At 58.7% G+C, this 14,136-nt stretch carries 9 protein-coding genes; 5 read left to right on the forward strand and 4 right to left on the reverse strand.

Annotated elements, in window-relative coordinates; all coding sequences use genetic code 11:
* Window positions 1-3 precede the first annotated feature (3 nt).
* Genes glgB through MEMAR_RS06230 form a run of 3 tightly spaced genes read right to left on the reverse strand, consistent with a single transcriptional unit; the run spans window position 4 to window position 4,563 of the window.
* Window positions 4-1,959 carry a 1,4-alpha-glucan branching protein GlgB gene (gene glgB / locus MEMAR_RS06220; RefSeq protein ID WP_143706342.1) on the reverse strand — a complete coding sequence of 652 codons (1,956 nt, stop codon included), beginning with the start codon at window positions 1,957-1,959 and terminating at the stop codon, window positions 4-6.
* Window positions 1,937-3,109, reverse strand: coding sequence for a glycosyltransferase family 4 protein (locus MEMAR_RS06225; RefSeq protein ID WP_011844107.1), 1,173 nt, complete (start codon window positions 3,107-3,109; stop codon window positions 1,937-1,939). Before MEMAR_RS06225 ends, glgB begins: the two co-directional genes overlap by 23 nt.
* Window positions 3,091-4,563, reverse strand: coding sequence for an alpha-amylase (locus tag MEMAR_RS06230; protein WP_011844108.1), 1,473 nt, complete (start codon window positions 4,561-4,563; stop codon window positions 3,091-3,093). The genes MEMAR_RS06225 and MEMAR_RS06230 overlap by 19 nt, the downstream gene beginning before the upstream one ends.
* 454 nt (window positions 4,564-5,017) lie before the next feature.
* Between MEMAR_RS06230 and MEMAR_RS06235 the strand changes: the two genes are divergently transcribed.
* From MEMAR_RS06235 to MEMAR_RS06245, 4 genes are all read left to right on the forward strand, one after another.
* Window positions 5,018-6,082 (forward strand): PDDEXK nuclease domain-containing protein, encoded by a 1,065-nt coding sequence (locus tag MEMAR_RS06235; RefSeq protein WP_011844109.1) that lies wholly within the window; start codon window positions 5,018-5,020, stop codon window positions 6,080-6,082.
* A gap of 526 nt (window positions 6,083-6,608) precedes the next feature.
* Window positions 6,609-8,912: an Orn/Lys/Arg family decarboxylase gene (locus MEMAR_RS06240; RefSeq protein ID WP_011844110.1), complete on the forward strand. Its 2,304-nt coding sequence runs from the start codon at window positions 6,609-6,611 to the stop codon at window positions 8,910-8,912.
* 688 nt (window positions 8,913-9,600) lie between these two features.
* Window positions 9,601-10,035 carry a hypothetical protein gene (locus MEMAR_RS12735; RefSeq protein ID WP_222702441.1) on the forward strand — a complete coding sequence of 145 codons (435 nt, stop codon included), beginning with the start codon at window positions 9,601-9,603 and terminating at the stop codon, window positions 10,033-10,035.
* Between the two features lie 206 nt (window positions 10,036-10,241).
* Window positions 10,242-10,892, forward strand: coding sequence for a winged helix-turn-helix transcriptional regulator (locus tag MEMAR_RS06245; protein ID WP_245526556.1), 651 nt, complete (start codon window positions 10,242-10,244; stop codon window positions 10,890-10,892).
* A gap of 104 nt (window positions 10,893-10,996) precedes the next feature.
* On the opposite strand, the gene MEMAR_RS06250 is transcribed toward MEMAR_RS06245, so the two are convergent.
* Window positions 10,997-11,689, reverse strand: coding sequence for a hypothetical protein (locus MEMAR_RS06250; RefSeq protein ID WP_143706343.1), 693 nt, complete (start codon window positions 11,687-11,689; stop codon window positions 10,997-10,999).
* A 484-nt stretch (window positions 11,690-12,173) separates the two neighbouring features.
* On the opposite strand from MEMAR_RS06250, the gene MEMAR_RS06255 reads away from it, so the two are divergent.
* The gene (locus MEMAR_RS06255) at window positions 12,174-14,114 is read left to right on the forward strand and encodes a S8 family peptidase (RefSeq protein ID WP_011844115.1); all 1,941 of its coding nucleotides are present in this window, start codon (window positions 12,174-12,176) and stop codon (window positions 14,112-14,114) included.
* The last annotated feature ends 22 nt before the right edge of the window (window positions 14,115-14,136 follow it).

The following is a 14,136-nucleotide window of genomic DNA, read 5'->3' on the forward strand; positions in this document are numbered from 1 at the left end:
TCGTCACGCCCCCTCGGGACAGAAGACGACCACCCCGAGCGGGGGCAGGGTGAGCGGAAGCGAACACGACCGGCCGTGGGCCGGGATTCGCTCCGCTTCCACCCCGCCGAGGTTCCCGACACCGCTCCCGCCGTACTCGACCGCATCGCTGTTGAGCACCTCTTTCCAGAACCCGCCGAACGGGACGCCGATCCGGTAGTCGTAGCGCGGCACCGGGGTGAAGTTGCAGATGACCAGGACGACGTCGTCGGCCGACCGCCCCCGCCGCAGGTAGCTGACGACGCTCTTCTCGACGTCCGAGAAATCGACCCACTCGAACCCCGCCTGATCGGCGTCCCGCTCGTGGAGGGCAGGCTTCCGCCGGTAGAGGCGGTTCAAATCGGTAACCCACCGGAGGATCCCCTGGTGCGGGGCGTACTGCAGGAGGTCCCACTCGAGCCCGGTCTCGTGGCTCCACTCCGGCCACTGCCCGAACTCGCCCCCCATGAAGAGGAGTTTCTTGCCCGGGTGCGTGAACATATACCCATATAGGAGACGAAGATTCGCCCGTTTCCGCCACTCGTCGCCGGGCATCTTCCCGATGAGCGAACTTTTCTCGTGAACGACCTCGTCGTGCGAGAGGGGGAGGACATAACGCTCGGAGAACGCGTACCATATGCTGAACGTCAGGAGATCGGGGCGGTACTTCCGAAAGACCGGGTCGAGCGTGAAGTAGTCCAGCGCATCGTGCATCCAGCCCATGTTCCACTTCAGGTCGAACCCGAGCCCCCCGGTCGCGGTCGGGGCGGTCACCCCCGGCCAGGCGGTCGCCTCCTCGGCGATGACGAGGACGTCCGGGAAGTTGGCGTGGACAGTGTCGTTCACCTTCCGGAGAAACACCATCGCCTCGAGGTTCTCCCGCCCGCCGTAGACGTTCGGCGTCCATTCTCCGGCGCTCCGGGCGTAATCGAGGTAGAGCATCGAAGAGACCGCGTCGACCCGGAGACCGTCCGCGTGGTAGCGTTCGAGCCAGAAGACGGCGCTGCTGATGAGAAACGACCTGACCTCGTTCCTCGCGAGATTGAAGACGTAACTCTTCCATTCCGGGTGGTAGCGCCGGCCGGGGAGGGCATGCTCGTAGAGGTAGGTGCCGTCGAAGTAGGAGAGGCCGTAGCCGTCGGACGGGAAGTGGGACGGCACCCAGTCGAGGATTACCCCGATCCCGCGCAGGTGGAGGTGCTCGACGAGGTGCATGAAGTCCTGCGGGGTGCCGTACCTGCTCGTGGGGGCAAAGTAGCCGAGCGTCTGGTAGCCCCAGGAGGCGTAGAGCGGATGCTCCATGACCGGGAGAAACTCGACGTGCGTGAACCCCGCCTCGAGCAGGTAGTCGGCGAGTTCGGTTGCAAGCTCCCGGTAGCTCGTGCACCGTCTCTCCCCCTCCGGCATCCGCCACGAACCGATATGAACCTCATAGACGGATACCGGGGCGTCCGGGGTGTTCGCCTCTTCCCGGCAGCGCATCCACGACCGGTCGCGCCAGGCGTAGGCAGTGTCCCAGACAACGGACGCGGTCTTCGGCGGAACCTCCCAGAAGCGGGCGAACGGGTCGCCCTTCTCCACGCAGTAGTCGCGGTACCTGCTCCTGATGTGGTATTTGTAGAGCGCCCCCTGGCCGAGTTCCGGGACGAACCCCTCCCAGATGCCGGAGTTGTCGCCCCGCGCCGTGAGCGGGTGTTCGCCCGCCTTCCATCCGTTGAAGTCCCCGATGACCGAGACTTCCGCGGCGTTCGGCGCCCAGACGGAAAAGAACGTCCCCTGCACACCGTCGGCGACGGCGGGATGCGCTCCCAGCTTCTCGTAGAGGCGGGTGTGGTTACCCTGCCGGAAGAGGTAGACATCGTAGTCGGTGACGAGAGTCCCGGTCTTCGTGATGTCGGGCAACGCCTGCTGCACGCTCTCACCCGTCCCAGGTATCTTCATCGCGGCCCGCCAGGGGGATGTCCCTGTAGACGCCGAGCATCCGTTCCGTGACGACGCTCCACCGGAACGTATCCATCACTTTCCTGCGGCCGGCTCTCCCGAGTTTCTGCATGTAGGCCGGATCGTCGATGAGGTGGCAGACCCCCCAGGCGATCGAGTCCGACCGGACGGGAACCTTGATCCCGTTTTTGAAGTTGTCGATATTCTCGGCGAGCCCCCCGACGTCGGTCGCGACGACGCAGCGCTCCGCACTCCAGGCCCCCGTGAGGACGAGCCCGAACGGCTCGTTCCTGCTCGGGATGGCGACAAGGTCGCACGCGTTCAGGAGCCGGACGTGATCCTCATCGGAGACGTAGCCGAGGAACTGCACGGGAAGACCGTTCGCCGTCCCTTCCAGGTAACCGCGCATATCCCCGGTGCCGGCGAAGAGAAACTGCACGTCCCAGCGTTTGGCGAGGATCTCGGGTATGGCCTGCATCAGGAGGTCGGGCCCTTTCTGGTAGGTGAGGCGCCCGACGAAGAGGACGACGGGTGCGAGCGGATGGATGCCGTAGTGCTTCTTCACCTCGCCCGGGTCGACCCGGGCGCGGTAGGCATCGGGATCGATCCCGTTCGGGATGACGGTGACCTTCCATTCGGGGACGTTGTAGAGCCACATCACCTCGGTCTTCGTTGAATTGGAGACGGTCGTGACCGCCTTTGCGATGTAGCCCCCGTACCACTCCTTGCCCGATATCTCCTGGAACTCCCACCAGCCGCCGAAATTCCCCCCGTGCCGGCCGTACTCGGTGGAGTGGAAGGAGAGAACGGTGTTCCTGTCACGGAGAACATGCAGCGCCTCAACGAGGTGCCAGTCGTGGAAATGGAGGATGTCGAACGGCGGCGTGTCGTGAGCGCGGAACGCGTCCACGAGCATGTTGCTCATCGTCCTGCAGTACTCGATGACGTTGTCGCCGTACGGCAGGCAGTAGTGGTAGCGGACGCCGTTGATTGTCGCGTCGTCTCCCTCTCCCCGCGTGAAGAAATGGACCTCGTGCCCCATCAGGGCAAGGCGCTCGGCGAGATGGGTCGCCGCCGGCGCAAGGCCGCCCACCTTGAACGTGGAATGGAGCGACTCCCAGCAGAAGAATGCTAACTTAAGCGTTTCCATAGTTTGTTGATCCTCTTCTGAATCATCGTTCGGAGTCTCCTGCGGTCGTAGATGCCCCAGATCTTCTCCGCCAGTTGCGTATCGCCGATGACCTGGGCGATCCAGCGGTTGAAGTCCTCCCGCTCCACGTGGTACCGGATGACATCGTCCGGGGCAAACTCGAGCATATTTGCGAGTTCCTGGAGACTGTGGGCGGCATACCCGGCCGGCCGGTCATATGACGAGAAGTAGAACGCCTTATCCGGGGGGACGCAACGGAGCGAGAGAGCGGCCTTGGGCGACCGGGCGATGATTGCAGACCGCTCCTCGGCGTGCGAGAGGATCCGCATAAATGAGGCGAAGTAGTCGTAGGTCGCCTGGTGGCTGACGGCGTGAAGCGGTTTTCCGCACGAGGTCGAGCGCATGGCCATCCGGCGAATATGCTCGGTCTCAAGGAGGCAGCGCCAGATCTCCGGGTCTGTCACCAGGCCCCCGGCCTCCTCGAGTGCCTCGAGGGCGGACTGCTGCATAATGTTCCTCTGCCGGCCCAGCGAGCCGGTCGGGTCGCCGGTCTCCCCGATCTCCCCGATCTCCCCGATCTCCTCGTGCGGTGGAAGCCGGGCGGCGTCTGAGGGACGTATGGTCTCTATCCCCTCCGCGGCGAGGGCGGACGGGAGCGCACGCAGGAACTCGAGGATGCCCGCCTCGGCCCCGATGAAGTCCCCGAAGATGCGGTAGTCGAGGAAGAGCGTGATGTAGTCGCCGGGGGATACGGAGAGCCACCCCGCATACTGGCCGGCCATCAGCGGCCACTTGTCCCACCCCCGCCACGGAAACCGCACGGCGATATCGTCGGAGAGGTCGCAGTGGGTGACGAGGACCGGGAGGCCCCGGTAGGTGTAGGTATGGTTCGGGTCCCTCTCAAGAGCGGGGCCCTCCCCTCCCTCGATGATGGCCGCCTCAATTCCGGCCCCGGCAAGCGCCTCTGCGGTGGTCGGGGTGATCGGGTAATCGGTATGCGCAAACGTGGTCGGCGTGACCGAGAAGTGCTCCTTCATCAGGTTCCGGTGCATGAGAAGTTCGTCCGTGAACTCCGTGAGATCGGTGAACTGCCCGGCGACGCTGTGGTAGTAGGTTCCGGCGAGGAGTTCGGCGTTTGGGTGAGTTGCCGCACGGGAGAGAAGTTCGAGCATCTCCGGGTACCACGCATCGAGGTTCTCCACCACCGTTCCGGATATCGCAAAGGCGCACGTAAACCCCTCATCGAGGAGTTCGAGGAGGAGTTCCGTCGTCGGTCGGAAGGAGCGGTCGATGACCCCTCTCAGGTCTTCCTTCACGTCCGGGTTAAAGTAACTCTCTTTTACGTTTCTCTTTCCCTTTACCAGATCAGGTTGAAACCCGGGATTGAGATAGCATGGATAATGAATATCGAATCCCAGGCAGACCTTTGGTGGATTTGCGCCCTCGCCTGTCATCGGGGGTAGATGGCCGTTTCCGTATATAAATGTCGTCGACGTGGAATACCCGCCGACCCTCAGGCCCCTTCCGTGCTCCGATACCCGGGAAATTGGCAACCGTCATCCCCGGAGCGGATCGAGGCATCCCGGTGCCTGCGCGGAGAGCAAAACGACGGGATGCTCCGCGTTACCGGCCGTCTTCGCATATCCGGATGGGGCCGCATCCCGCGATCCTGCCGCAGCGCTCGACCGCCGGCACGACCCCCGTCTTCGAGAGCTTCAATCCCTCGAACAAAAAAGGCTTTGTGACTTACTGCACATATTAGCACTACAGCGGTGGCGAAGCGGACTAAGGGCGGAATATACAGTTGATGTATTGCTAAAAATCTGTGCTGCCCTCAACTGCGATTTTGCCGACATAACGAATGTCGACAGAAGCAAGAATAAATCTAAAGAGGAGGAGGCCGCCATAGTGAACGGGCGCAATGATAGCATACAACCCACAGTTACGGGCGAGTTGAATACAAGCATCTATCAAGGCATCCGCAATACCCTTGCGGAAGCACGGTCAAAAGCCTATTCTGCTGTTAATTCCGCTATGGTTGAGGCTTACTGGGAGATCGGGCGGCAGATAGATGAAGCCGTTGGTGAACGCGCCGAATATGGAAAAGGTCTGCTGAGATATTTGGCGGGGCAGTTGACTTCAGAGTTTGGTAAAGGCTTTGATGAAAGCAGTTTACGCCGAATGCGTCAATTTTTCAAGACGTTTCCAATTCGTGCCACACTGTGGCACGAATTGAGTTGGTCTCACTATCGCCTGCTTATGAAGATCGAAGATCAGTCGCGGCGTGAGTTTTATGGACGTGAATGTGCTGAAGCGGCCTGGAGTGTTCGTCAATTGGAGCGGCAGATAAACTCGTTCCTTTATGAACGTCTGCTCGCCACACAAAAAAGCGGAGCTGAAAGCGTGAAAAACGAAATTCACACGCTTGAACCGAAAAATGATCCCGATTATATCCTCAAAGACCCCTATATTTTGGAGTTTTTGGATTTGAAAGAAAATCGTGATTATCACGAAAACGATTTGGAACAGGCTTTAATCAACAAACTGCAAGAGTTTTTGCTCGAACTTGGAAAGGGCTTTTCATTTGTGGCACGCCAAAAGCGGATAACAATTGAGGGCGACCATTACTATGTCGATCTCGTTTTTTACAACTATATCCTTAAATGCTTTGTAGTCATCGATTTAAAGGCAGGAAAGCTGACTTATCAAGATGTCGGCCAAATGGACTTCTATGTCCGATATTTTGAGGATAAGGTGAAATTGCCGGGTGATAATCCCACCATAGGGATTATTCTCTGCACCGACAAAAACGATACGATGGCAAAATACTCTGTGCTGTCAGATAATGAAAATCTGTTTGCCTCAAAATATATGCTCTATCTTCCCACAGAGGAAGAATTGAAGCACGAATTAAAACGTGAACGCGAGCTTATTGAGCGTCAGAAGGCCATGGACGAGGGGGCAGACAAATGAGTGCCCTTACAAAGCATTCACGCATTATGGAGATACTGGAGCGAGAAACGGGAGGACACAGCTACAAATCTCACAAATACAGCCTTGACGATTCAGAGCGCTCCCCTGTCGAATATGGGGAATCAGGGAAGTCGACGCAGTGGACACGGCGTGGGGAAACAAAGGATATTAGAACAACTACGATTATATGATTGGTGTATCAAAGAGATTCAATCCTGAAATGTGTCTCATGTTAGGTGATAAACCGAATCCCGGATTTATCGCCAAGTTGCCATTATATCATCGGACTCCAGTGGCGTACTTTACAGATCCCGAAAGATGATTCAACTGTTAACGATGTCCTCCAATATTACTGCATAAAGCGGTATAACGAAATACCTGAGTTAGTCGCTGAAGATTGAGCTTGTTTAATCTCACCGACTTTATGAGAAAAAATAATTTGGTCTCTGACTTTATGAACGAAGTCGCCCGGACCGCAACATTCTAAAGAGACCTCTCCCGATCACCCTCCCGGGAGTGTGGCCGCATGGACTATCTGGAGGAGTTTCCCGTTCTCGTCATCGACGACGAACTGCACTCGGATACCGCGGAAGGCCGGGCGTCGCGGGAGATCGTGATAGAACTGAAACATGAGGACTTCCCCGTCATCGAGGCTCTGACCGCCCGGGACGGGATCCATGCGTTCCTCTCGCACCCCCACGCGAGCTGCATCGTCATCGACTGGGAACTCTCCCCCGAGACGGCGGACGGCACGCTCACCGCCGCAGACGTCATCACCCTCATCCGGGAGAGGAACCCGAAAGTCCCGATATTCTTAAACACCGAGAAACTGGCGATCTCTGCCATACCGCTCTCCGTCATATCCCGGATCGACGGGTATATCTGGAAGCTCGAAGATACTCCCGGCTTCATCGCCGGCCACATCAAGCGGGCGGCAGCGAACTATCTCGCCGACGTACTCCCGCCGTTCTTCCGGGGAATGATGGACTACGTCGAGGAGTACAAATACTCCTGGCACACGCCGGGGCACATGGGCGGCGTCGCGTTCCTCAAGAACGCCGCCGGCCGGATCTTCTACAACTTCTTTGGGGAGAACGCTCTCCGGGCCGACCTCTCTGCCTCGGTGCCGGAACTCGGTTCGCTCCTGGAGCACTCCGGCGCCGTCGGGGAGGCGGAGCGGAAGGCCGCGGAGGTCTTCGGGGCAGACCGGACTTACTTCGTCACCGGCGGCACGTCGGCCGCGAACAAGATCGTCTGGCTCAGCACCGTTACCAGCGGCGATGTCGTTCTGGTGGACCGGAACTGCCACAAGTCCGTGATGCACGCGATCATCATGACCGGCGCCGTCCCGATTTACCTCATCCCGTCCCGGAACGAGTACGGGATCATCGGCCCCATCATGAGCCGCGAGTTCCGCCCGGAGGTCATCGCGGAGAAGGTCCGGAACTGCCCGCTCATCGAGGAACCCGCGTCGCGGACGGTCAGGATGGCCGCGATCACGAACTCCACCTACGACGGGATCTGCTACAGTACGGAGAGGATCGAGGAGCACCTGCGCGACCGTGTTCCATACCTCCATTACGACGAGGCGTGGTTCGGCTACGCCCGGTTCCATCCCCTCTATGCCGGCCGGTTCGGGATGCACCCAACCGACGAGGTCGGGCCGACGGTCTTTGCCACCCAGTCGACCCACAAAGTTCTCGCCGCATTCTCGCAGGGCTCGATGCTCCACGTCAGGCAGGACCGGGGTCCCGTCGACCACCCGCGGTTCAACGAGGCGTTCATGATGCTCACCTCGACCTCTCCCCAGTACACCATCATTGCGTCGCTCGACGTCGCCGCCAGGATGATGGCCGGGCACTCGGGGAGGTTTCTCGTCGAAGAGGCGATCGAGGAGGCGATCGTCTTTAGAAAGAAGATGGTGACGGTGGCCGAAGAGATCCGGGCAGGAAGTCGGGCCGGGGAGGACTACTGGTGGTTCACCGTCTGGCAGCCCGACTGCATCATGGACGAGGAGACGGAGAGGCCGCTTGGTGAGGCGGACGCTGCGCTCCTCCGGGAGCACGCCGGCTGCTGGCTCTTAAACCCCCACGATACGTGGCACGGCTTTCCGGGCATCGAGGAGGGGTACGCCATGCTCGACCCGATCAAGGTGACGATCCTCACCCCGGGGATCGGGCCGGGCGGAAGGATGGAGGAGCGGGGGATACCGGCGGCCGTCGTCACGAAGTACCTCAGGAAGAGCGGGATCGTCGTCGAGAAGACCGGGTACTACTCGTTTTTGGTCCTCTTCACGCTCGGGATCACCAAGGGCAAGTCCGGGACGCTGCTTGCGGAACTCTTCCAGTTCAAGGCCCTCTACGACCGCAACAGCCCGCTCGAGGAGGTCTTCCCCGATCTCGTGCGGGAACACCCGGCCCGGTACTCCGGGCGGGGGCTCGCCGACCTCTGCCGGGAGATGCACGGCTACCTGCGGGACGGGTCGATCGCCGGGACGCTCAGGAACGTCTACGCGACGCTGCCGGAACCGGTGATGACGCCTGCGGAGGCATACCGCCACCTGGTGCGCGGGGAGGTGGCGCCGGTGCCGGCAGGCGAGATCGAGGGGAGGACGGTCGCGGTGATGGTCGTCCCCTACCCGCCCGGGATCCCGGTCATCATGCCGGGGGAGCGGTGCGGGGCGGCCACGCGGGCGATCGTCGATTACCTCGTCTCCCTGCAGGAGTTCGACGCCCTCTTCCCCGGGTTCGAGAGCGAGGTGCACGGGGTGGATGTTGTCGTGGCAGAGGACGGGCAGAGGGTCTACTACGTCTACTGCGTTACGGAGTGACGGGTGGGGTCACTTCCGCACCCTGCCGCGGGCGAGCGAGGCGAAGATGCTCAGGGTGCAGAAGGCGGCGAAGACGAGGAAGATCGCGGTCGCGAGGAGGTGGACAGGTGGACGAGGCTACGATACTGAGCGAGACGGCGTCGAGAGCGAACTCAGCGGCGATGGATGGGAGCGCGATGTTCACTGCCGAGCCCATAAACGGAGTGACCACGCGCTGAGTGCAGGGTGGTCGGGATGATGCCGGATCACCTGCCGGGAGGTACGGTACTGGGCAGGAACCTGTCCGGGAGAGAACAATGAAGGGGAGAGGAGCGGGTTAGCCAGTGGTACTCTTTTACGCTAACTGATAACATATGCAAATTATTTACACGTCCGGGTTTTATTGGAGAAAGAGCCCTGGTTCCGTCGTGAGTAATCTCTTGCTTCAACGGTTATTTTTCGGAAAAGCCCCTTGAGGTGGGGTTTAGTATTCCGCGCAACACCTTCCCCGCACTGCGCTTGTCCTTCAGAAAGGTGCGGAGTGGACGATTCCCGGCGAAATGCCCGTGAATCTACATGTTATTCCAGAGACGCTCGGGTGATCTCTCACGCACCGAGATCGACGTACTTCTTGCGTATATAAAACGTGTAAAGAAATTGGACAGAATTTTTATACGGAGGTCTTCCGATGTCTCATCGGTGGATTCTGATGAAGATCAGTCGCATTATAGGACTTCTGGCTGCCGTCGCCTTCATCGTGCCGGTGGTTTCAGCTGCAGGTATCGGAAACGAAAATGACGGAGTCGCGGGACTTCTCTCGCAGGCGGACGGGTACGGAACCCGTGAGTATTTTACGATTACACAGGGGGAGACTGATACTCATCTGCTCAATGTACCAGCTGGGATGTCCTTACTGAATGTTTACTTAAACTGGTTTACCCCGGACCACTCCCTGAGATTAGAGATCTACAGACCGGATGGGAGCCTGTATGGTTCGTACCATGACAATTATGGTGGACGTCTGGATGGGCGGATTCGTGTAGATATAAGCAGCCCTGTATCAGGTACCTGGAGACTTGAAGTGCATGGCGAGAGTGTGACAGGAACCATTCCGTATATTTTGAATTGCAATGCTTATGCTTAAATGATTACCTCTCACACGCTTTCAACAAAGCCGAACACCTACCAGGCCAAACCTTTTTACTGATACCGGTTTTATATAAATCCATGGTCACGCGGGTGCGGATTGCCGGAATCGCTCTGGCCATCTTCTGCCTCGCACTGCTGCCGTCTGCCGCATGTGCTACTGTCGTTCAGAACGCATATCCGGAGAAGGTGCCGTTGGATCCTATGCCGGTGTACGTCTGGAATCTCCCCCTGGAGATTGTTATTCTCGGACTCGTATCCATATTCGTTCCGGTGCTCTTTATCCCGATGCAACTTGTATTCTCGCTGCTCACATGGTTGCATTTCGGCCATAAGAGGGTCCTGCACAATAACGTCCTTGAGAACGAAACCCGGAATGCAATGTACCTATGCATACGCGATAATCCGGGAATCAATACAAGCTCTCTCTCCCGGTTGCTCGGGATGAATATTGGAACCCTCCGCTACCATGTAGAGATGTTATGCAAGATGGGAACGGTCGTCCCCGAGCCGAACTGCAGTGGTATGAGATATTACGTCAGCACGGGCGCCTGTCCCGGTCTGGAACGAAAGGTGGCGGGATATCTCAACGAGCAGTCGAAGAGTCGGATACTCAATATCGTTTTGCAACACCCGGGAAGCACGAGAAAAGAGATCGCGTCCCGGCTCATAATGTCGGGCGCGAACGTCACCTGGCATATGAAACCGCTGCTCCGGGATGGTATTGTCAGAGACGAGAAGAAAGGACGGTTCATACACTACTACCTCTGCGCCGATGCGAAAGAGTGTGTACAAGCCCACGGATCGTGGAAGCCCGCGATCGCCGGGGGGCGTGTGTCCGGCACCGGTATCTGATTGCCGTTCGACAGTTCTCCATAACTACACCGTTTGCCCCTTTTCCCGGATCGCCCCGCGGCTTATCGAGGATGCGTTCAGAGTCTCCGGGCGCCGCCTGCACGTCATGCATGGACGACGGAGTCGGCCCGGGCGATCTCCTGCTCGGGAAAGAGGATGATGTGATCCGATATGCTCTCTGCGGTCGTAATCCCGCCCGACTGCTCGATCTCCAGGAAGATCTCGATCATATGCCGGGAGGCTTCGGAAGAGAACGTGGCCTCCTTCAGGGGACGAAGCGATCCGTCCGCGAAGGCGTACAGGTCGCCGTTGGTTTTGTTGTAGGTCATTGGACCGTCGTGTTTGAACGTCGTGAGCGTTATGTTGTATTCTCCGTGAATAAGATCGTCAAACTCGATCCTGTCGACCTCGCGTAATATGGCGAGGGGATGTACCCCCTGCATGGGGAAGTCAAATACCTGGTCGTTATAATATACGTTGCCGCTCTGGTGGACATATATCTCGTACGCGTGCTCCTCCCCGTCTACGTAGCCGATCCAGTGGAGTTCGGTGCACTGCACTGTTCCGTCTTTGTCGATATACTGGTTCAGCTGGATGAGCACGGCCGACTCGTTCGAAAACGCCTGCTCCTGTACGAACGTATTCCAGAGGTCAACCAGGTCGGGTCGGCACTCCCGGGAGTCGAAAGAGATATGCATCTCTCCCTTGGTGACCTCGGGCTGCTCGGGCATGTAGAAGTAATGCACAAAGACGAGAGCGATGAGGATACTCCAGATGACAATCTGGCTCCTTTTCATGGGACCTCCGGATAGGAGCGTTCTGGTTTCGACGGGTTTTTGTACAGGTTGAAGGTACTGTCGCTCATGGCTGATACAGTTTATGCAATCGGCCGGCAGGCCTGCCTGTCCATCGACAGAACCCAGTAGTTCGGGTGCAGGGCGCGCGCAAGTGCGGCAGTCTGAGGCTGCTGCGTCCTGTACGGCATTACCGCCGTGAGAATGGGTTCTCTCCTGTGCCCTCGTCTTCCGGGGAGGGTTCTCTCCGTTCATTTTCGGCAAATATCTGCCGACGTGTAAAGAAATTGGACAGAATTTCTAAATAGATCACTGTTCATGTCATTGTGTGGATGCTTCAGAGCGGCGTCTGCAAAAGATGTGGGGCTACCCATCCCTGGTTGACGACCGGATGACGCGCCCCGCATGCCCGGAGGCATGACGATCTGGGCTTTCGAACTGTAAAAGCGTTGCGTCGTGCCTCCACCAATCTACACGGAGGTGAACAATGCAACCAAAAACAATCGGGGGATTGCCCATCGTTCTGGCACTCCTCCTCGCGGGAATGGTAACTGTGCCGACGGTGAGCGCACAGACAGGTATCGAAGGTTCGTTTGATCTGCAGACCTATCGAGCGGAAGCACTCGAACACGTATCCGCGCAGGAGGGCATTCCCGTAGGAGAGTTAACCATCATAAACGAGGCTTTTGCCGCATTCCCCCTTACGGGCCGGACCCTCTGGGGGGCAAAGATACTGGACGAAAAGTCGTCCGCTATCTACGGGATTTATCTGGACGAAGAGGGGAAGGCTGCCGATATCGATGCTGTCAGAGAGGCCGAAGCGGCTGAAAGCAGCAAACGATACGGAAAACTGGACCCGGAACTTGCGGATCGCGTCTCAACCATGCGCTCCGACGAGAAGGTCGTCGTCTGGATCTGGTTAACAGAGCCCTCCATGGACCGGTCGCGGTTCCAGGGCAACCTGAGCGAGGAGCAGCACCAGGAACTACTGAGCCTGCAGAGGACCGCGTATGCCGCCCACGAGGCGCCGGTGATCGACTTCCTGAAGGAACAGGACTCGACCGTGGTCTATGCCAGCCAGTACGCCCCGGTGGTCTTCGCGGAGGTCTCCAGGGAGGCGATCCAGGACCTGAGCAAGCGGTCGGACGTCGTATCGCTGGACATCACCCGGAGCTACGAACCTGCGCTCAATAGTGCAGCGCCGACCGTGAAGGCAGACGTCGTCTGGGGAAGAGGGAAGACCGGCACCGGCATCAAGGTCGCGATTGTGGAAGTGCCGGAGTCGGGTGAAAGTTCAAGAGTAGAATTCTCAAACCCCTACCTGCCTGACGGATCAGCGTATCGCCCCGATCTGCCCGTGAGTTCCCATGCAACCGAAGTGGCCGGTATCGTTGCAAGTACCCACTCAACGTACAAGGGCATCTCCTACGGTGTACCGGCACTGCTTTCAGCGAATGCCAACACAGGGTATGATTCTAGTATTGTCCCTGCAACGGAATGGGCGATAACACAGGGTGCGAACATTCTCAGTTGTAGTCTCGGCAGAAACACATCGAGGGAACTCGACAGTCTAGCCCAATACTACGATCATGTCGTCTGGAGCAATCACCTGACTGTGGTTGCCGCCGCAGGCAACTCGCCCGACGACGGTAAGGTAAAGTCCCCGGGACTCGCGTACAACGTCGTTGCCGTTGGCGCTTTTGATGATGGAGACACATCGACCTGGACAGACGATGCCATGCTGGGAAACTCCGGCTATAACGATCCGATATCGCAGCACGGTGATCGAGAGAAACCGGAAGTAGCCGCCGTTGGGGCCGGGATGATATCCACACTAGCTGCCAGCCCCTGGGTCGGTTATTGCGACGACTTTGGAACAAGTTATGCCACACCGGCAGTATCCGGCGAGGCCGCCCTGCTGATGCACCGGCAGAGCCAGCTCACGTCCTGGCCGGAAGCCATCAAGGCCGCCATCATGGCGGGAGCGATCCACAACATCGAGGGTGCCAGCAGGTTGAGCGACCGCGACGGCGCGGGAGGGATCGACTGTTCGATCGCCGACGACACTATCTCGAACAACCGCTGGTGGGCGAACACCGTGACCTACGGCGACTTCCCGAAGACCTACGTCCTGAGCGGCATCCCCGCCGGGAAGAAGGTCAGGGTCGTCGCCGCGTGGGACTCGCATCCGCCGGATCTACACCCCCCCTACGGCACGATCAACGATCCGCTGCAATCCGACTTCGATCTCCTCATCTACGATCCGAACGGCGAGCGGGTTGAAGTCTCGTCGTCCTACGACAACAACTACGAGATCGGCCAGTTCGAGACGGAAATGAGCGGGAACTATCAGGCGAGGGTTGTTAAATACCGGTTCGAAGACGCATCCGAGCGTCTCGCGCTGGCCTACAGCATCAGCGACCCCTGAACCCACTTATTTTTGTATACAC

This window comes from Methanoculleus marisnigri JR1 (assembly GCF_000015825.1).
In the GTDB taxonomy this organism is placed as follows: Archaea; Halobacteriota; Methanomicrobia; order Methanomicrobiales; family Methanoculleaceae; genus Methanoculleus; species Methanoculleus marisnigri.